Raw genomic sequence first — 18709 nt, 5'->3', positions numbered from 1 at the left:
GGATCGAGCTGTTCAACGTCAACGGTGCGATCGCCGCGCGTGCGGTGGTCAGCCAGCGGGTGATGCCGGGCATGGCGATGATGTACCACGCCCAGGAACGCATCATCAACGTGCCGGGTTCGGAGATCTCCGGCACCCGCGGTGGCATCCACAACTCGGTGACCCGCATCGTGCTCAAGCCCACCCACATGATCGGCGGCTACGCGCAGCTGGCCTGGGGCTTCAACTACTACGGTACCTGCGGTACCAACCGCGATGAGTTCGTGATCGTGCGCAAGATGGACAAGATCGATTGGCTGGACGATGAACAAGGAAGTTCGAGTGCCGCGGGCGCAGGAAGCGCAGGAGTGGCGGGTGAAGAGTCGGTTGTCGCCGCACGGGAGGTGGTGTGATGAAAGTACGTGCCCAGATTGCGATGGTGTTGAACCTGGACAAGTGCATCGGCTGCCATACCTGCTCGATCACCTGCAAGAACGTGTGGACGTCGCGCGAAGGCGTGGAGTACGCCTGGTTCAACAACGTCGAGACCAAGCCCGGCATCGGTTATCCCAAGGAATGGGAAAACCAGGAAAAGTGGAACGGCGGCTGGGTGCGCAACGGCAGCGGCAAGCTGGTGCCGCGCGCCGGTGGCCGCTGGCGGATGCTGGCCAAGATCTTCTCCAACCCCGACCTGCCGCAGATCGACGACTACTACGAGCCGTTCGACTTCGATTACCAGCACCTGCATGACGCGCCTCAGCTGAAGCACCAGCCGACCGCGCGTCCACGCTCGCTGCTGACCGGCCAGCGCATGGAGAAGATCGAGTGGGGCCCGAACTGGGAGGAAATCCTCGGCAGCGAGTTCTCCAAGCGTTCGCGCGATTACAACTTCGACAAGGTGCAGAAGGAGATCTACGGCGCCTTCGAGAAGACCTTCATGATGTACCTGCCGCGGCTGTGCGAGCACTGCCTCAACCCGGCCTGCGTCTCGGCCTGTCCTTCGGGCGCGATCTACAAGCGCGAGGAAGACGGCATCGTGCTGATCGACCAGGACAAGTGCCGCGGCTGGCGCATGTGCGTGTCGGCCTGCCCGTACAAGAAGATCTATTACAACTGGAAGAGCGGCAAGTCCGAGAAGTGCATCTTCTGCTACCCGCGCATCGAGATGGGCGAGCCCACCGTGTGTTCGGAAACCTGCGTGGGCCGCATCCGCTACCTGGGGGTGATGCTGTACGACGCGGATCGTATCGCCGAAGCCGCATCGGTGGCGGCGGAGAAGGACCTGTACCAGTCGCACCTGGACATCTTCCTGGACCCGTTCGACCCGGCGGTGATCGAGGCCGCACGTGCCGAGGGCATTCCCGACAGCTGGCTGGAATCGGCCAAGCAGTCGCCGGTCTACAAGCTGGCCATCGACTGGAAGCTGGCGCTGCCGCTGCACCCGGAATACCGCACCTTGCCGATGGTCTGGTACGTGCCACCGTTGTCGCCGATCCAGTCGGCGGCAGAGCGTGGCCATGTCGGCATGAGCGGCGAACTGCCGGATATCGCCTCGCTGCGCATCCCGGTGCGTTACCTGGCCAACCTGCTTACGGCAGGTGACGAAGCGCCGGTGATCCGTGCACTGGAGCGGCTGATGGCGATGCGTGCCTGGCGACGCGCCAAGAACGTGGACGGCGTGGAAGACATGCGCGTGCTCGAACAGGTGGGTCTGACCCCGGCGCAGGTGGAAGAGATGTACCGCTACCTGGCCATCGCCAACTACGAGGACCGTTTCGTCATTCCGAGCGCGCACCGCGAGTACGCCAACGACGCCTTCGGCGAACGCGGCGGCTGCGGCTTCACCTTCGGCAATGGCTGCAACGGCGACAGCCCGGCCGATCTGTTCACCCAGCGCAAGAGCACCACCTTTGCGGTGCATCCCAACCGCCAGCATCGGCATGAGGTGGTGAAATGAGTGTGCTCAAGCTGATCGGCGTATTGCTGGACTATCCGCGTGACGAGCTTTGGCAGCATGGCGAGGAGCTGCTCGAGGCCTGCGACGATCCGGCGCTGTCGCCGGCCCGTCGCAGGCAGTTGCAGACCTTCGTCCGTGACCTGCTTGCCACCGACCCGCTGGACGCGCAGGACCGCTGGCTGGCCACCTTCGACCGTGGCCGCTCGATGAGCCTGCTGGTGTTCGAACACATCCACGGCGAATCACGTGATCGTGGCCAGGCCATGGTCGACCTAATCGATGCTTATCGCAAGAACGGTTTCGAGCTGGATGCGCGAGAGCTGCCGGACTATCTGCCGCTGCTGCTGGAATACCTCTCGCACCGGCCGCAGGCCGAGGCCAAGGACTGGCTGCACCATATCGGCCACATCGCCGGCATGCTCGCCGCACGCGCGGCCGAGCGGCAGCTGCCGCATGCAGTGCTGCTGGAAATCCTGGTCGAGGCGGGCGAGGGCAAGGTCAACCTGGCCGTGCTGCGGCAGCGGGCCAGCGAAGAAGTGCGCGACGACACCGTCGAAGCCATGGACCGCCTATGGGAAGAGGAAGCGGTGCGCTTTGGCGCCGATGCACCTTCGCAGGATTGCGATCCACCCCATCGTTCACCGGCACGCGCGCAGCCGCGGGAGATCCAGCCATGAATTACCTCAATCAGTTCGCCTTCCAGTTCTATCCCTACATCGCGGTGGCGGTGCTGTTGATCGGCAGCTGGGCGCGCTATGACAAGGCCATGTACAGCTGGCGTACCGGCTCCACCCAGTTGCTGTCCGACCGCGGCATGCGCTTTGGCAGCAACTGCTTTCATATCGGCATCATCGCCATCCTCGGTGGCCATTTCGTTGGTCTGTTGACCCCGCATGCGCTGTACGAGCCCTTCATTACTTCATCGCAGAAGCAGTTGCTGGCGATGGTGGTTGGCGGCTTCTTCGGCGCGCTGTGCTTCGTCGGCATCACCATCCTGCTGGTACGCCGGCTGACCAATGCGCGGGTGCGCGCGATCGGCAGTTTCGGTGACACGCTGGTGCTGGTGCTGCTGTTCGCCCAGCTCTGCCTTGGCCTGTACAGCATCAAGGTCTCCGCCGGCCATCTCGATGGCGGGGTGATGGTGATGCTGGCCGAGTGGGCGCAGCATATCGTCACTTTCCGTGCCGGTGCGGCTGACTATGTCGAAGGCGTGCATTGGGTCTACAAGGCACACATCTTCCTTGGCCTGACGCTGGTGCTGATCGCTCCGTTCACCCGCCTGGTGCATGTGTGGAGCGTGCCGATCAGTTACCTGTGGCGTCCATATCAAGTGGTGCGTCGTCGCCAGGCCACGCTGCGCTACGGTCCGCGGGAGTAAACCATGGGCAGCCTGCCACGCATTCTCCCCATCACCGTCATCGACTCGCAGACACCGGTGCCGGCCGAGGCCGGCCACCATCACGATGCCGATGACGGTCCACGCAGCCTGGGCCAACCGGCGCCGTGCAGCCTGTACGTGCAGGACACGCCGATCAGCGAGGCCGATATCGCCCGCGAGATGCAACACCACCGGGCGATGCGCCCGGAGCAGTCACGTGCCGATGCGGCGCGTGCGCTGGTGGTACGCGAGTTGCTACGGCTGGAAGCCGAGCGGCTTGGCCTGGCCGATGCCCCCGGCGTCGGCCAGGAGACCAGCGAGGAAGCACGCATCCAGCAACTGATCGAACAGACGCTGGAAGACCGCGTGCCGACCGAAGACGACTGCCAACGCTACTTCGCGCAGAACCCCGAGCGCTTCCGCTCGCCCGACCGTATCCGCGTGCGCCACATCCTGCTGGCGGCACCGGCCGACGATATCGCTGGCCGGCTGAAAGCCCGCACCCAGGCCGAGCAGCTGATTGCCGAACTGCTGGAGCAGCCGCACCTGTTCGCTGATCTGGCCGCGCGCCACTCGCAATGCCCGTCCAGCAGCGAGGGCGGCGAGCTGGGTTGGCTGCAACGCGGCCAGACCACGCCCGAGTTTGATCGTCAGGTATTCCGCCTGCGGCAAGGCTTGGCGGGTTTCCCGGTGGAATCGCGCTGGGGCTACCACGTGGTCAGCATCGATGCGCTGGAGGCCGGCACGGCGCTCACCTTCGAGCAGGTGCAACCGCAGATCAGCGACTACCTCGAATTGCAGGTGCGCCAGCGCGACGTGCAGCAGTTCCTGCTCGAACTGCGCGAGCGTTACCCGGTGCGCGGGCTTGAAGACATCGAAGCACAGGCTGAGTAAGACGTAATCCCCCAGGAGCGGCAATGAGCCAGAATTTGCAGAACATCAGCAGCGGCGAACAACAACGTGCGCTATGGCTGAGTACCTTCGCCTTCACCGTGTGTTTCGCGGTGTGGATGATCTTCGCCATCATCGGTATCCAGATCAGCGAGCAACTGGGCTTGAACGACACCCAGTTCGGCCTGTTGATCGCCACCCCGGTGCTAACCGGCTCGGTGATCCGCGTCTTCCTCGGCATCTGGTCCGACCAGTTCGGCGGCCGCAAGGTGATGACCCTGGTGATGCTGTGCGGTGCGGTGGCGACCTGGCTGCTGACCTATGCACAGACCTACCCGCAGTTCCTGTTGGCGGCGTTGTTCGTCGGCATCGCCGGTGGCAACTTCTCGGTCGGCGTTACCTATGTGTCCAAGTGGTTCCCGCCGGAGAAGCAGGGCACCGCATTGGGCATCTTCGGTGCCGGCAACATCGGCTCGGCGGTCACCAAGCTGCTGGCGCCGCTGGTGATGGTGGCCTCGGGCTGGATGATGGTGGCCAAGCTGTGGGCTGTCGGCCTGGCGGTCACCGCCATCCTGTTCTATCTGTTCAGCAAGGAAGATCCCTCGCTGGAAGACCGCCGCCGCAGTGGCGTCAAGCCGATGTCCTTCGCCGAGCAGATGGCGCCGCTGAAGAACCTGCAGGTGTGGCGCTTCTCGCTGTACTACTTTTTCGTGTTCGGCGGCTTCGTCGCGCTGGCACTGTGGCTGCCGCATTATCTGGTCGGCGCCTATGGCATGGACGTGGGCACGGCAGGCGTGCTGGCAGCGTGTTACTCGATCCCGGCCAGCCTGTTCCGGGTGGTGGGCGGCTGGATGTCCGACCGCATCGGCGCGCGCCGTGTGATGTACTGGACGCTGGGGGTGTCGGTGATCTGTACCTTCATCCTGGCCTATCCGGATACCCGCTACATCGTGCAGGGCATACACGGCGAGATCAGCTTCCACCTCGCGATCAGTGTGACCCTGTTCACCGTGCTGGTATTCGTGCTCGGCTTTTTCATGTCGCTGGGCAAGGCCGCGGTCTACAAGCACATCCCGGTCTACTACCCGCAGCATGTGGGTTCGGTGGGTGGCGTGGTCGGCATGATCGGCGGCCTCGGCGGCTTCATCCTGCCCATCGTGTTCGGCGCCTTGAATGATGCGCTTGGCATCTGGAGCAGCTGCTTCATGCTGCTGTTCGTACTGGTCAGCATCGCGCTGGCGTGGATGCACTTCGCCATCCGTCGGATGGAGCGTCGCAACTTCCCGCAGCTCGATCGTGAGACCGACCTGCCCGAAGCCATCGATGCCGCCGCTGCGGAGAAACAGCGCCGGGCTTGATCCAGATCAGTGAAACCCGGCGGTCGCTGCGCGAGGATGCTTGCATGTCAGTAGAGACCGCCGGGATGGATGACGCCACATTGCATGTTGCATTGCTGCAGCAACCCGCGCACGTGTTGTTCCCGGCGCCGGCGGAGCTGAGCCCCGGCTTCGCCGAGGCGGGTTGGCGTGCGGCGATGCAGGCCAGCAACGAGCATCTGATTCCACGTGCGTTGACGCTGGGTTTCTGCGCACCCCCACATGAGCTGGAACGCGCCGAGAACGTGCTGGACGCGCTGCTGGTATGCCTGCGCCTGCATGCCAATATGCTGGCCAGCGACCGCGAAGTGGCGGCCATGGTGCTGCAGCCCGGCATCGTCGAGCATCTGCCGCCCGCCCTGCTGGGCCGCCTGTTGGACGCGGTGCCGGAGCAGCTGTGCACCATCGCCCGGCCGCAGGTCGAGGTGCGCCTGGATGCGGCCAGCGATGTCGCACCGGCTGCATTGCGCGAGGTCGGCTGTACCCGGATGACGGTGATCGACCATGCCGGCGTCGATGGGCCGGCGATGCTGGCGCGGGCCCAGCAGGCCGGGTTCACCGCGTGTTACTACCAGCTGCGCGTGCCGTGCTACGCCGATGTGTCGTTCCTGCAACGGCTGCAGCGGGCGCTGGAGCTGGCGCCCGAGCGCATCATCCTGCCGTCGCCTGCCTTGCTGCCCGAGTACCCGTTGGCAACGGACTGGCTGCAGGCCTGGCGGTTGCTGCGTGCAGGCGGCTACCTGCCGCTGGGCGGCGATCACTACCAGCGGCCGGACCTGCCGATGCCGTCGCGCAACGGCGATGGCCAGCGCCATTGCGACCTGCTCGGTGTGCCGCGGCGCGAGCGCCATGACCTGCTGGGGATAGGCGTAGGCGCCTGCAGCCAGATTGGCGATGTCATCTGTCGTATCGAGCCAGAGCCTAGCCACTGGCGCGCCTGCCTGGTGGTTGGCCAACCCGGCATTTCGTCCGGGCTTATTCTTTCCGAGCATGAACGCATGACCGATGAGGTGGTGCAGAGCCTGGCCTGTGACCACGCGCTGGACATGCGTGCGTTTGAATGGCGCAACGCGCAGCCGTTCGATGCCTGTTTCGAGCACGCATGGGAGCGCGTCGGCATGTTCATCGAGCGCGGTTGGCTGCGCCGTGACGGCGACATGTTGTTGATCCAGAACGAAGGTGAGCTGCTGTGGCGTATGATCGCAGCGTGCTTCCGCCCCTTGGCCGCTGTTGCTTGAAAACGGAATGACGCCAACAAATCCACCACCGCGCGGGCCGCAGGGTTCCGCCACGCCGAATCCAGCCGCTGCCGGCGACGGTGACGCGCTGCATTTCTGCACGACCTGTGCGTTCTCTGATGCCTGCAGCTCGCAGGGCTATGACAAGACCGCGTTGAACGAGCTGCACGTGATGGTCGACCACGTTGGGCCGTACCACGCCGGTGACTACATCTTCCGCGCAGGCGAGCCCTTCGATTCCATCGCTGCAGTGCGCGCAGGCATGGTCAAGACCTTCGTCGACGACAGCCTCGGCAACGAGCAGGTGCTGGGCTTCGCCTTGCCTGGTGAAGTGATCGGCTTGAACGCCATCCACGGTTCGCGCTATCCCTGTAATGCGGTGGCACTGGATACCGTGCATCTGTGCCGCATCTCATTTCCGCGCATCAGCATGCTGGCCAGTCGTATGCCCGGTCTGCAGGCCAAGCTGTTCAGCCTGCTCAGCGCCGAGATCGGCAAGGCCGCCTTGCTGGCCGCCAACTACCGCACCGAGGAACGCATGGCCGCGTTCCTGCTGGATATCTCCAGCCGCTATGCGCGACGAGGATTTTCGGCGCACCGTTTCAACCTGACCATGACCCGTACCGAGATCGCCAATTACCTGCGCATGGCCCCGGAAACCGCCAGCCGGGTGCTGCGCCGTTTGAGCGACGAAGAAGTCATCGCGGTGAAGCAGCGCGAGATCATCCTGCTGCAACCGGAGCGTCTGGCCTTGATGGCGGCCACCGATGACGCAAGCGAATGATGCCCAACCGAGGATGCATGCATGAACAAGCTGTGGGCGTTGTTGTTGCTGGCTGCCGCGCTGCCGGCAGGCGCGGCTGACCTGACGGTCTCCGCGGCTTCCAGCCTGACCGAGAGTTTCCGCGAGATATCCAGCGCGTACGAGAAGGCCAACCCGGGCACGAAGGTCGACCTGAACTTCGCTGCCTCCGGCACCTTGCTGCAGCAGATTGCACGCGGCGCGCCGGTCGATGTGCTGGCCTCGGCCGATCAGGCCACGATGGCGCAGGCTACTACCGAAGGCCTGATTGATCCGGCGACCCAGCACGTATTCGCACAGAACAGCCTGTGGGTGGTGGTGCCGCCGCAGGCCAGCAACAAGCCGACCACGTTGGCGGCGCTGGCCAAGGCCGATGTGAAGCGCGTTGCCATCGGCAATCCCGATAGCGTGCCGGTGGGGCGCTATGCACGCGGTGCGCTGCAGCAGGCCGGCGTGTGGCCGGCAGTGCAGGCCAAGATGATCAGCACCCAGAACGTGCGCCAGTCACTGGACTATGTGGCACGTGGTGAAGTGGATGCAGGCTTCGTCTACGCCACCGACGCGCAGGCGATGAGCGAGCGCGTGCAGCGCGCCTTCCAGGTGCCGGTTGCAGGCGGCATCAGCTATCCGCTGGCAATGGTGAAGACCAGCCGCAATGCCGCCGAAGCCAAGCGCTTCATCGCCTTCGTGCGCTCGGCGCAGGGCCAGGCCATCCTGCACAGGCACGGCTTCGGCAGCCCTTGATGGTGGATCTGGACTGGAGCGCGCTGTGGTTGTCGCTGAAGGTGGCCGGCTGGGCGACCGCCATCAACCTCGTGCTCGGTGTCGGATTTGGTGCCTTGCTGGCGCGGCGGCGCTTTCCCGGCCGAGAGTTGCTGGACACGATATTCACCCTGCCGATGGTGTTGCCGCCGACGGTGCTGGGCTATTACCTGCTGGTGCTGATCGGCAGCAAGGGCGCGCTTGGTGCATGGCTGGAAAACAGCTTTGGCATCAATCTTGTGTTTACCTGGCAGGCAGCGGTGATCGCTGCCGCAATCGCTTCGTTTCCGTTGGTGTTCAAGCCGGCGCGTGCGGCCTTCGAGGATGTGGATGGGCAGCTGGAACAGGCCGCGCGTACCTTGGGCGTATCCGAGCTGGCGCTGTTCTTCCGGGTGACCTTGCCGCTGGCATGGCGCGGCATTCTTGCCGGCCTGCTGCTGGCGTTCGCCCGTGCGATGGGTGAGTTCGGCGCCACCATCATGGTTGCCGGCAGCATTCCCGGCCGCACCCAGACCTTGTCCATCGCCATCTACGAGGCGGTGCAGGCCGGCAATGACGGTCGCGCCAACGCCTTGGTGCTGCTGTCCTCGCTGGTCTGCATCAGCGTGCTGCTGCTTGCCGCACGATTGGTCGGGCGGCGGCAGGAGGGGGCGCACAATGTGGCTTGAGCTCGACGTTCAACGCAAGCTGCAGGCCGCAGGGCAGCAGTTCCAGCTACAGGCGGCCTTGCGTTGCACCCAGCCCAACGTGGTGTTGTTCGGCCCGTCTGGTGCAGGCAAGAGTCTGACGCTGAAGGCCATCGCCGGGTTGCTGCAGCCGGATGCTGGTGTGGTCCGCATGCAAGGGAAAGCGCTGTTTGATGCGGCGGCAGGTATCAACCTGTCACCGCAGCGACGCCGCATCGGCTATGTGTTCCAGGACTACGCCTTGTTCCCGCATTTGACGGTGCGGCAGAACGTGGGTTTCGGCCTGCAGCAGGGTTTGTTGAATCCGTCGCGCGTCCGCCGCGTCGATGCGGTGGAGCAATGGCTGCAGGCATTCCGCATCGATCATCTCGGTGACCTGCTGCCGTCGCAGATCTCTGGCGGCCAGCGTCAGCGCACCGCCTTGGCACGGGCGCTGGTGACCAAGCCGCAGGCGCTGCTGCTGGATGAGCCGTTCGCTGCACTTGACCACGCGCTGCGTGCGCATCTGCGCCAGGAGCTTGAAACGGTGCTGGACCAGACCGGCATCCCGCTGCTGCTGATCAGCCATGACCCGGAAGATGTGGACATGTTCGGTCAGCAGGTGGTGCATCTGGCTGATGGCCGCGTGCAGGCCTGAGCGCGGCGCTCAGTCCGGCTTGCCGTCCGCACGCGGGCGCCAGTAGATCCATTCCAGCCGCAGCAGCCACGGTGCAAGTACCAGCAGCCAGCCGGCAGCGGCCACGGCATGCCAGCGCCAGGGATCGTCCAGCAGCGGTGCGAGGATGCGCAGCACTGCAACCAGTTGCAGGCCGAGCAGGGCGATCCAGGCGACCACCGGCATCACCAGCGCACGCCCGGAATGGCCTTGGGTTACGCGGGTGACCATCGCCACCAGCAGGCTGCCGAACAGGCCAATGACCAAGGCATGCAGTGGCGCGCGTTCCAGCCAGCCGGGGTGACCGGTCAGCGCGGCAATGTCCTGCAGCAGATACAGCAGGGTCGCCAGCGGCCACCACGCCAGCCCGTAGAACAACACCGCCAGCAAGGCCGGTTTGGGGCCACGTGGCCACCAGTGCCATAGCGAGTACAGCGACAACAACAGCAAGCCGGCATCGGCCAGCAGCGTCGCCAACGGCTGCTGCAGCTGTTCCCCGGCCAGATGCAGCAGGCACAGTCCCCACAAGATGGCCAACCATTGCGGTGGCCGCCAGGCCTGGTAGCCCGGCACCACATTGCCGGCGAAGAACGGAAACATGCGGTGGGCGACGCTGGCGTAGATCGGCAACAACAGCCCGAAAGTGCCAAGCGACACACTCAATGCCTGCCAGCGGACATCGCCGCCTGCCGCAGCGATGGCGAAGCACAGCAGGCCGATCCAGCCCAATAGCAAGGCGGACCAGCACGACCACGCATGCCAGGTGCGGCCTTTCTCCTGCAGCAGCAAACGGCCGAGCGCGACAAGCCCGAAGGTCCAACCGAACAGCGCCAACAGCAGGGCGAGCCAAATGCCCGGCTGCCAGCCGATGCTGGCTGCGAGCAGTGCGATCTGCGCGCCGAAGAGGCCGCCGCCAATGCCCGCGTATTGCCACCGCGGCAGCGCCGGCAATCCCATCCAGCGCGGGAACACGGTCAACAGAAAGCCGAAGATGAAACTGGGCAGCACAAGATATTGCATCCACAGCCCATGCAGCCAGGTCGGCGGCAAAGCGGGAGCGGGCAGGGGAGTGCCCAGCTGCAGCCCGCCCAGCCACAGCGCCCACCAGCCCATCGCCAGCCCGAGGTTGCAGACACCAATGAAGAACAGCAGCCGATGTGGCGCGTTGAGGACGGTCAGGGTGGAGGCGCTGCTGTTCATTGCATGAGTATCCGAGCGGGCGTGGTCGGGGGAACTGACCAATATCAAGCGGGGTTGCGCTATGGGAGTTTGGCGAGCACTTGTTGGCAGTATCCGACCGCGGCGGTCATCCGCCGTCTCTTGCCTGTAGCGTGGGCTTCCCTTTGTGCTGCTCTTGGGGCAACACTGCACCGGTCGGTCATCCGTTCCCGCGGGGAAGCGCAACGATGTTCGGAAGCAGCGTCGTAGTCTGGTCGGTGGTACGCCGGTTCGTGCTGGCAGTCGCGCTCGTCCCGCTGGCTGCGCTGGTGCTGCCGGCCACGGCGGCAGCCGCCAATGAGCAGGCGCAGGTTGAGGGGCCGGTTCCAGCGACGGTACGCTTTTACAACCGCGATATCCTGACCTTCCGCAGTGGGTTCATGGGCCGCTCGCCGTCGCAACGTGCCGCGGTCACCGAATTCAACATCAAGCGGATTGTTGATGAGCCCGGCGTGCCCAGGGTCACCTTCAACGACACCGCCGATGGCGCGATCCTGCTGCTTGGGGGCGAGGTGGTCACTCTCATCACGCCTGCCGATGTTGATAGCGCGCAGGGCGAGACGCTGAACCAGGTGCGTGAGGCGGTACGCAGCCGGCTCGACGACGCGGTCGTCGCGGCTGAGCGTGCGCCGGGCCGTGTGGTCCGGGGTGTCCTGCATTGTCTTGTTGCCACGCTGTTGGCGGGTGTGTTGATCTGGCTTATGGCTTGGGCCGCGCGCAGGTTTCGCGCGGCGACGCTGGCATGGGTCGGTCGAAAGGCAGGGACGCTGCGCAGCGCGCCGGTGAAGCAGATGTTGCATGGGGCAAATGCGCTGGCCGATTGGTTGTCGCGCGCAGTGCTGCTGGTGGCGGTGTTGTTGCTGGCAGAGGAATGGCTGCGCTACGTATTCCATCAGTTCGATTACACCCAGCCCTGGGCCAGGGCGATGACGGCCTGGGTTGCCGCCCAAGCCAAGGCCTGGCTGTGGGCAGGCGTGGCGGCGATCCCGGGGTTGGTCACCGCGGTGATCATTTTTCTGTTGGCGCGGCTGTGCAGCCAGATTGTCGGCTTGTTGTTCCGGGGCGTGCAGAACGGACGCTTCCAGTTGTTTGGCATCGACCGCCAACTGGCCGAACCCAGCCGCAAGCTGACCGTGGGGGGTATCTGGCTGTTTGCGCTGGTGATGGCCTATCCCTATCTGCCCGGCTCAGGCAGCGACGCCTTCAAGGGTCTGAGCGTACTGCTGGGCGTGATGATATCGCTGGGCGGCTCCAGCATCGTTGGTCAGGCAGCGGCAGGTTTCACCCTGCTTTATGCGCGGACGATGTCGATTGGTGACCTGGTCAAGGTGGCCGATGTCGAGGGGCAGGTGATCCAGATTGGTTTGTTCACTACCCGCATCCGCACCCTGACCGGGGTGGAAGTCAGTCTTCCCAACATGCACGTGCTCAGTGGCAAATTGTTGAATTACTCGCGCGATCCCCAGGCTGCCGGCATGTGGCTGGAGACCGGCGTCACCATCGGCTATGACACGCCGTGGCGGCAGGTGCAGCGCTTGCTGCTGGATGCGGCCGGCATGACCACACATGTGCAGAGCGTGCCTGCCGCCTATGTGTTGCAGACCGCGCTCAATGACTTCTATGTCGCCTATGTGCTGCGCGTGCATATCGTTGAGTTCCCGCTGCGCGCGGAGATCCTCAGCGCGCTGCATGCCAACATCCAGGATGCGTTCAACGCGGCCGGGGTGCAGATCATGTCGCCCAACTACATTGCCGACCCTGAGCAGCCGAAGATCGTGGCGCCCGCCGATTGGGACCCGCAGGGCCCGTCAGCGTGATCGCCGCGCAGGTAGCCGTTGCCTGACCAACTCGTCGCGCACGGCTGACATGTGCGCGGCGTAAGCTTGCCAAAACCTGCTCCGCAGCCGCTCAAAGGCTTGCCCTGCCTTGGTTTGCCGCGCTGCCGCAAGGCCTTTGCGCGGCGGCTCGCTAAACTGATTTCATTTGCAACGGAGGTCGTATGGCTGGTTTTCGTCCGGTGTCGCTGATTGGCGTGCCTACCGATGTGGGTGCCGGTGCGCGCGGCGCGCGGCTTGGCCCGGAGGCGTTGCGCATTGCCGGCTTGCCTGAGGCGCTGGTCGAACGCGGCGTGGACGTGCGCGACGTTGGCAACCTTGATGGCCCGCGCAATCCGTGGACCGGCCCGGTGCAGGGCTACCGTCATCTCGACGAAGTGGTCGCATGGAACCACGCGCTGATGGAGGCGAGTTACGCCGAGCTGAAGGAAGGCCGCATGCCGATCATGCTTGGCGGCGACCATTGCCTCGGCGTGGGGTCGATCACCGCGGTCGCGCGTTGGTGCCGTGAGCAGGGCAAGCAGCTGCGCGTGCTGTGGCTGGATGCGCATTCGGACTTCAACACCTCCGATGTCACCCCGTCAGGCAACATCCACGGCATGCCGGTGGCCTGCCTGTGCGGCCTCGGGCCGGAAGGCTTGACCCACCTCGGCGGCAGTGCCCCGGCGATCGCACCATGGCAGGTCCACCAGATCGGCATCCGCTCGGTTGACCCGGAAGAGAAGCGCCTGATCAAGCAGCACCGCGTGGATGTCTACGACATGCGCTACATCGACGAGGCAGGGATGAAGCGGACAATGGAAGCCGCGCTGCATGGCATTGATGCCAATACCCATCTGCACGTCAGTTTCGACGTGGACTTCCTCGACCCCAGCATCGCGCCGGGCGTCGGCACCACGGTTCCGGGCGGCGTCAATTACCGCGAGGCGCAGCTGGTGATGGAGATGATTGCCGACACCGGGCTGATGGGCTCGCTGGACATCGTCGAGCTGAACCCCTTGCTTGATCACCAGAACCGCACCGCCGAGCTGGCCGTGGACCTGGTGGAGAGTCTGTTTGGCAAATCCACGCTGATGCGGGATTAACGATTAGAAGACATCACTGAACGTGTGCTGCGCGACTTCACGCGGAGCACACGCTGCAGCCGCCAGATTCGTCTTCACACGCGGAATGACCGGCGTCGGTTCCTGGGCACGGCTTCCGCCTTATCAGTGAGGAGATGATCAACGATGAAGCGATTACTGATGTTGGCCCTGGTGGGTGCGTTCTCGGTTGGCATGCTCAGCGGCTGCAACACCGTAGCCGGCGCTGGCAAGGATATGCAGAAGGCGGGCGAAAAGGTCGAAGACAAGGCGCAGGATTGCAAAGACGGCAAGTGCTGATGAACGCGCGGTCCCTTGCGGACCGCACCGATGGAACCACCACAGGAGAATCACATGAAGCGTTTGGTCGCCCTGATGTTGTTGTCGCTGTTCTCGGTCGCGGTGCTGTCCGGCTGCAATACGGTTGCCGGTGCCGGCAAAGACGTGCAGAAGGTGGGCGAGAAAGTTGAAGGTGCTGCCAAGGGACATTGATCCCGCAGTACCACCCAGATGAACGAAGAGGCCGGCAATGCCGGCCTTTTTCACGCCTGGGTCTGTTAGCTGAAGCAGTGTTCACCAAGGTCAGCAGCACACAACGAAACATGGACCCGATGCCAACAGCGCTGCAGCGAAGGTGGTCCCACGCGAATCAACCGCGTATCCCCCGAAGGAGCAGCGTAATGAACAAAGACATCATTTCCGGCAAGTGGACCCAGCTCAAGGGCAAGGTACAGGCCAAGTGGGGCGACATCACCGACGATGACATGAAGGTGGCCGAAGGCAACGCCGAATATCTCGCAGGTCGCCTGCAGGAACGTTATGGCTGGGCCAAGGACCGTGCCGAAACCGAAGTGCGCGACTTCCAGAAGGCGCTGCACAAGGACTATCCGGACTACCACTGATGTCGGGTGATTGAGGCAGAACTCTGGTTCAGTCGCTTACCCGGACTATTGCGGGCGGTTCACCGCGAGTTGCTATAACCGCCAGCGTGCAGCTTTGAGCCCCTCTCCCCTTGTGGGAGAGGGGTTGGGGAGAGGGGTTGGGGAGATGGGTTGGGGAGATGGGTTGGGGAGAGGGGAAAGGGCCGCTGAAAGCGGCCCTTTGTGCATCCCGGATGCAATAAATAAAAACTCAACGCCCACGCGCAGGCGGGTCCGGCACAAAACCACTCGGGAACGCCTGCGGCGAGTTGTCCACGTGGCGATGACCGCGCGGCAGGATGCCCATCGCCACCAGCCGCTGCCGCGAATCATAACGTACCTCGCTGACCTGCACCGGGTTACGGCTGGCACGCTCGAAGCTGGTCAAAGACGAACTCGACCATTCACGTTCACCGTGACCGGTGCCCAAGCGCTGCCGCGATTCGCTCTTGGCCATTGCGCTGGGCGCAGCGGCTTCGGCGGCGCGCCCTGTTGCATTGGCACTGGCCTCGGCACGGTCCTCGTACTGCGGCATCGGCCGCGGCATGGGCCTCGGCGCCGGCAGTGGGCGCACGTCATACACCGGCCGGCGCGCCTCGTTGAACACTGCGATGCCGATCACCCCAACATTGGCCGGGCGGCCGGTGCGGCTGGCGTAGCTGTCGCTGGAGCTGGTGAACACGAACTGCGCCACCTCGGCATTGGATTTGCGCCAGCCGGTGATCTCGCTGCTCTGCCACGGCTCCAGTACATAGCCGGACTGGCTGGGTGAGGCAGTCTGGCCGGTGATGGCATTGACCCCGTCCACCGACAGCACCACCAGCACGCGCTGGCCGCTGCGGTTCTGCATGCGCACGCTGTAGCGGTGGCCGGGGCTGCCGGCCACCCATTGCTGGCCCCGGTGCGGGTGCAGGTCCAGCTCCTGCCCGTCGTCGCGGTCGATCACCGACAGCTGCACCGGACCCTCATCTGCCGGCCGTACCGGGCTGAACCCGCATAGCGCGACAACCGACAACACACTGGCTAGAAAACGGTACATGGCAGGCTCCTTGGCGGGGTACGTGGCTTGAAACGGCCAGGCGCGGGCAATGGGGTTGAGGGCGGGGACAGGCTGGGGCGGTTACACTGGCCCGGTTCATCCGCTCGTCAGCTTGGTTTACATGACTACCCGCGTCCTCACCGGCATCACCCCTTCCGGCACTCCCCATCTCGGCAATTACGTCGGCGCGATCCGCCCGGCCATTGCCGCCAGCCAGGCCTCGGATATCGAGAGCTTCTTCTTCCTGGCCGACCTGCACAGCCTGATCAAGGCGCAGGAGCCCGAGCGCACCCAGCGTTCGACGCTGGAGATCGCCGCCAGCTGGCTGGCCTGCGGTCTGGACCCGGACAAGGTGTGGTTCTACCGGCAGAGTGACATCCCGGAAACCACCGAGCTGATGTGGTTCCTCACCGTGGTCGCCAGCAAGGGCATCCTCAACCGCGCCCATGCCTACAAGGCGGCGGTGGACAAGAACCGCGAGGAACAGCTCGACGACGATGCAGGCGTCAGCGCCGGCCTGTTCATGTACCCGGTGCTGATGGCCGCGGACATTTTGATTTTCAACGCCAACAAGGTGCCGGTGGGTCGTGACCAGATCCAGCACATCGAGATGGCGCGCGATTTCGCCCAGCGCTTCAACCACGTCTACGGCAAGGAATATTTCGCCCTGCCGGAAGTGATCATCGACGAACAGGTGGCCACCCTGGCTGGCCTGGACGGTCGCAAGATGAGCAAGAGCTACAGCAACACCATCCCGCTGTTCGTGCCACGCGAGGAGCTGAAGAAGCTGGTGTTCTCCATCCTCACCGACTCGCGCCTGCCGGGCGAGCCCAAGGACACCGAGGGCTCGGCGCTGTTCCAGATGTACCAGGCCTTCGCCAGCCCGGAGCAGACTGCAGCCTTCGCCAAGGCCTTTGCCGACGGCATCAGCTGGGGCGATGCCAAGCAGCAGCTGTTCGAACGCATCGACGCCGAGCTGTCGCCGCTGCGCGAGCGCTACAACGCCTTGATGGCCGAGCCCGAGAAGATCGAGGCGATCCTGCGCAAGCGTGGCCAGCAGCTGCGCGAGCAGTTCGCCATCCCGCTGCTGAAGGAACTGCGCCACGCCGTTGGCCTGCGCGATCTGTCTGCCGCCGGTGACAAGCCCAGGGCGGCAGCCGCTGCCAAGGCGGCGCTGCCGCTGTTCAAGCAGTACCGCGAGAAGGACGGTCGCTTCTACTTCAAGCTGCTCGATGGCGAGGGCACGCTGCTGATCCAGAGCGAAGGCTTTGATTCGCCGCGCGATGCCGGCCAGTTGATCGCCGTGCTCAAGCAGGCCGAGCAGGGCGATGCACTGCAGAGCAAGCTGCTCAAGGTCGAAGTGGAAGTGGAGCCGGTGCTGGCGGCATTGCGCGAACTGCGCGAGGCTGCGGCGAAGGAGTAATCACCCTGTGGAGGAGCACGTCGATGGCCTGGTTGTCGTTGTTGTTGTTTCTCCCTTGGTTCTGCGTGATGGCGGCGCTGTACTGGTGGTTCCCGCGCCAGCCGCGCAATCGCACACGCACTTTGTTTGATGCATCGATGCTGGTGCTGGCCCTGGTGGCCAGCATCGGCTTCATGTTGTGGGGCTACCAGGTGGGCGCCACCGAGGTGGCCGAAGGCCTGTGGAAACAGATCCTCGCCGTGCTGTATGCCTACGGCGGCTTTCTGGCGGTAATGGTGCTGGCATTGTTGCTGCGTCCGCGCGTACTGCAGCACTGAGCTGACGCGGCTGCGACAAAAGTCCGGGTTGAGTGCGGGCAGGGCGGCTGGCAGGATCGAAGCCAGTTTCTGCCGGAGTTGCCGCATGTCTCTTGCCCATGGCATCCACACCATCGATACCGCGTTCCAGCGCGATCACTTCGATGCGGCCTACCTGATCGTGCAGGACGGACGTGGCGCGTTCGTCGATTGCGGTACCACCCACTCGCTGCCCAATCTGCTGGCCTGCGTTGCGCAGGCTGGCCTGGCGCCTGCGGATATCGACTGGCTGATCGTCACCCATGTGCATCTGGATCATGCCGGCGGCGCCGGTGCGCTGATGCAGCAGCTGCCCAATGCGCGGTTGGTCGTGCACCCGCGTGGCGCCCAGCACATGATCGATCCGACCCGGCTGATCGCCGGTGCAACAGCGGTGTATGGCGAAGCCGAGATCGCGCGCAGCTACGGCCAGATCGTGCCGGTGCCGGCCGAGCGCGTGGTGGTTGCCGAGGATGGGCATCGGGTTTTGTTGGCTGGTCGCGAGCTGGTCTGCGTGGACACGCCGGGACATGCACGGCATCACTTCTGCGTGTGGGATGCGGCCAGTCGCAGCTGGTTCACCGGCGACACGTTTGGCCTGTCGTATCGCGAGCTGGATCATGCTGGCGGTGCTTTCATCATTCCCACCTCCTCACCGGTGCAGTTCGAGCCGGAGGCAATGCATGCCTCGATCCTGCGCTTGATGCAGGAAGCACCGGAAGGGATGTACCTGACCCACTACGGCCGCGTCGAAGGTACGGCGCGCTTGGCCAAGGAACTGCACGAGCAGATCGACGCGATGGTTGCGATCGCACAGCGCTGCAACGGCGAGCCGGAGCGCCATCGCCTGCTGGTGGGTGCGCTCGGTGCGCTGTACGTAGCGCGATTGAGATTGCAGGGCAGCCCGCTGGATGCATCTGAAGTGCTGCGGGTGCTGGCAATGGACATCGAGCTCAATGCGCAAGGTCTGGCCTGCTGGCTGGACCGCGAGAAGCGCTGAAAGCGAGCAGACGTCCTGTAGTGCCGAGCCATGCTCGGCAGAGGCTTTTCCGACAATGCCGAAGATCAACGCAGGAGCAGCGTCAGCCGCGAAGCCACGACCAGAACAGAAGCGGTGAAGCACACCCCTCCCC

Annotated in this window: 21 protein-coding genes; 19 read left to right on the top strand and 2 right to left on the bottom strand. The window is 64.4% G+C overall.

What is annotated here, in order from left to right; all coding sequences use genetic code 11:
* The 11 genes from ACVOMF_RS17055 to ACVOMF_RS17005 all read left to right on the top strand — a co-directional run.
* The coding region (locus tag ACVOMF_RS17055; protein ID WP_481510324.1) for a molybdopterin dinucleotide binding domain-containing protein at positions 1–392 on the top strand (392 nt) is incomplete at its 5' end.
* A complete protein-coding gene (gene narH, locus ACVOMF_RS17050) occupies positions 392–1936 on the top strand; it encodes a nitrate reductase subunit beta (protein ID WP_481510323.1) in 1545 nt (514 codons plus the stop codon). The genes ACVOMF_RS17055 and narH, both read left to right, overlap by 1 nt.
* Entirely contained in the window at positions 1933–2613 is a 681-nt protein-coding gene (narJ, locus tag ACVOMF_RS17045; RefSeq protein ID WP_282269063.1) for a nitrate reductase molybdenum cofactor assembly chaperone, read from the top strand. The genes narH and narJ overlap by 4 nt, the downstream gene beginning before the upstream one ends.
* Positions 2610–3314 (top strand): respiratory nitrate reductase subunit gamma, encoded by a 705-nt coding sequence (gene narI / locus ACVOMF_RS17040; RefSeq protein WP_004146540.1) that lies wholly within the window; start codon positions 2610–2612, stop codon positions 3312–3314. The genes narJ and narI overlap by 4 nt, the downstream gene beginning before the upstream one ends.
* A 3-nt stretch (positions 3315–3317) precedes the next feature.
* Positions 3318–4208 (top strand): peptidylprolyl isomerase, encoded by an 891-nt coding sequence (locus tag ACVOMF_RS17035; protein WP_481510322.1) that lies wholly within the window; start codon positions 3318–3320, stop codon positions 4206–4208.
* Positions 4209–4231: 23 nt separating this feature from the next.
* On the top strand, positions 4232–5563 hold the full coding sequence (locus ACVOMF_RS17030; protein ID WP_296248926.1) for an MFS transporter: 1332 nt from the start codon (positions 4232–4234) through the stop codon (positions 5561–5563).
* A 44-nt stretch (positions 5564–5607) separates the two neighbouring features.
* Entirely contained in the window at positions 5608–6819 is a 1212-nt protein-coding gene (locus ACVOMF_RS17025) for an oxygen-independent coproporphyrinogen III oxidase (RefSeq protein WP_481510321.1), read from the top strand.
* A gap of 7 nt (positions 6820–6826) precedes the next feature.
* Entirely contained in the window at positions 6827–7603 is a 777-nt protein-coding gene (locus ACVOMF_RS17020) for a helix-turn-helix domain-containing protein (RefSeq protein WP_481510320.1), read from the top strand.
* A gap of 21 nt (positions 7604–7624) precedes the next feature.
* The gene (modA, locus tag ACVOMF_RS17015; RefSeq protein ID WP_481510319.1) at positions 7625–8365 is read left to right on the top strand and encodes a molybdate ABC transporter substrate-binding protein; all 741 of its coding nucleotides are present in this window, start codon (positions 7625–7627) and stop codon (positions 8363–8365) included.
* Between the two features lie 2 nt (positions 8366–8367).
* Positions 8368–9051: a molybdate ABC transporter permease subunit gene (gene modB, locus ACVOMF_RS17010; RefSeq protein ID WP_481510325.1), complete on the top strand. Its 684-nt coding sequence runs from the start codon at positions 8368–8370 to the stop codon at positions 9049–9051.
* Positions 9041–9706, top strand: coding sequence for a sulfate/molybdate ABC transporter ATP-binding protein (locus ACVOMF_RS17005; protein WP_481510318.1), 666 nt, complete (start codon positions 9041–9043; stop codon positions 9704–9706). Before modB ends, ACVOMF_RS17005 begins: the two co-directional genes overlap by 11 nt.
* Positions 9707–9715: 9 nt before the next feature.
* Here the strand turns inward: ACVOMF_RS17005 and ACVOMF_RS17000 are convergent, their stop codons facing one another.
* Complete coding sequence (locus ACVOMF_RS17000) at positions 9716–10924, bottom strand: NnrS family protein (protein WP_481510317.1); 1209 nt, start codon at positions 10922–10924, stop codon at positions 9716–9718.
* 206 nt (positions 10925–11130) lie between these two features.
* Here ACVOMF_RS17000 and ACVOMF_RS16995 point away from each other — a divergent pair, with 206 nt between their 5' ends.
* The 5 genes from ACVOMF_RS16995 to ACVOMF_RS16975 all read left to right on the top strand — a co-directional run bounded on the left by ACVOMF_RS16995 (position 11131) and on the right by ACVOMF_RS16975 (position 14761).
* Complete coding sequence (locus ACVOMF_RS16995; RefSeq protein WP_481510316.1) at positions 11131–12759, top strand: mechanosensitive ion channel family protein; 1629 nt, start codon at positions 11131–11133, stop codon at positions 12757–12759.
* 182 nt (positions 12760–12941) lie between these two features.
* A complete protein-coding gene (gene rocF, locus ACVOMF_RS16990) occupies positions 12942–13862 on the top strand; it encodes an arginase (RefSeq protein ID WP_481510315.1) in 921 nt (306 codons plus the stop codon).
* Between the two features lie 144 nt (positions 13863–14006).
* Positions 14007–14159 carry an entericidin A/B family lipoprotein gene (locus tag ACVOMF_RS16985; protein ID WP_296248941.1) on the top strand — a complete coding sequence of 51 codons (153 nt, stop codon included), beginning with the start codon at positions 14007–14009 and terminating at the stop codon, positions 14157–14159.
* 54 nt (positions 14160–14213) lie between these two features.
* Positions 14214–14351: an entericidin A/B family lipoprotein gene (locus tag ACVOMF_RS16980; protein ID WP_481510314.1), complete on the top strand. Its 138-nt coding sequence runs from the start codon at positions 14214–14216 to the stop codon at positions 14349–14351.
* A 188-nt stretch (positions 14352–14539) separates the two neighbouring features.
* Complete coding sequence (locus tag ACVOMF_RS16975; RefSeq protein ID WP_282269033.1) at positions 14540–14761, top strand: CsbD family protein; 222 nt, start codon at positions 14540–14542, stop codon at positions 14759–14761.
* A gap of 229 nt (positions 14762–14990) precedes the next feature.
* Here ACVOMF_RS16975 and ACVOMF_RS16970 read toward each other — a convergent pair whose 3' ends face one another.
* On the bottom strand, positions 14991–15818 hold the full coding sequence (locus ACVOMF_RS16970) for a hypothetical protein (protein WP_481510313.1): 828 nt from the start codon (positions 15816–15818) through the stop codon (positions 14991–14993).
* Between the two features lie 121 nt (positions 15819–15939).
* Between ACVOMF_RS16970 and ACVOMF_RS16965 the strand changes: the two genes are divergently transcribed.
* The 3 genes from ACVOMF_RS16965 to ACVOMF_RS16955 all read left to right on the top strand — a co-directional run bounded on the left by ACVOMF_RS16965 (position 15940) and on the right by ACVOMF_RS16955 (position 18576).
* The gene (locus tag ACVOMF_RS16965; RefSeq protein ID WP_481510312.1) at positions 15940–17241 is read left to right on the top strand and encodes a tryptophan--tRNA ligase; all 1302 of its coding nucleotides are present in this window, start codon (positions 15940–15942) and stop codon (positions 17239–17241) included.
* A 23-nt stretch (positions 17242–17264) separates the two neighbouring features.
* Positions 17265–17558, top strand: a complete 294-nt coding sequence (locus ACVOMF_RS16960) for a hypothetical protein (protein ID WP_481510311.1) — start codon at positions 17265–17267, stop codon at positions 17556–17558.
* Between the two features lie 85 nt (positions 17559–17643).
* Complete coding sequence (locus ACVOMF_RS16955; RefSeq protein WP_481510310.1) at positions 17644–18576, top strand: MBL fold metallo-hydrolase; 933 nt, start codon at positions 17644–17646, stop codon at positions 18574–18576.
* Positions 18577–18709: the final 133 nt, after the last annotated feature.

This window comes from Stenotrophomonas sp. STEN022 (assembly GCF_056760155.1).
This window is presented reverse-complemented; position numbering and strand designations above follow the sequence as displayed.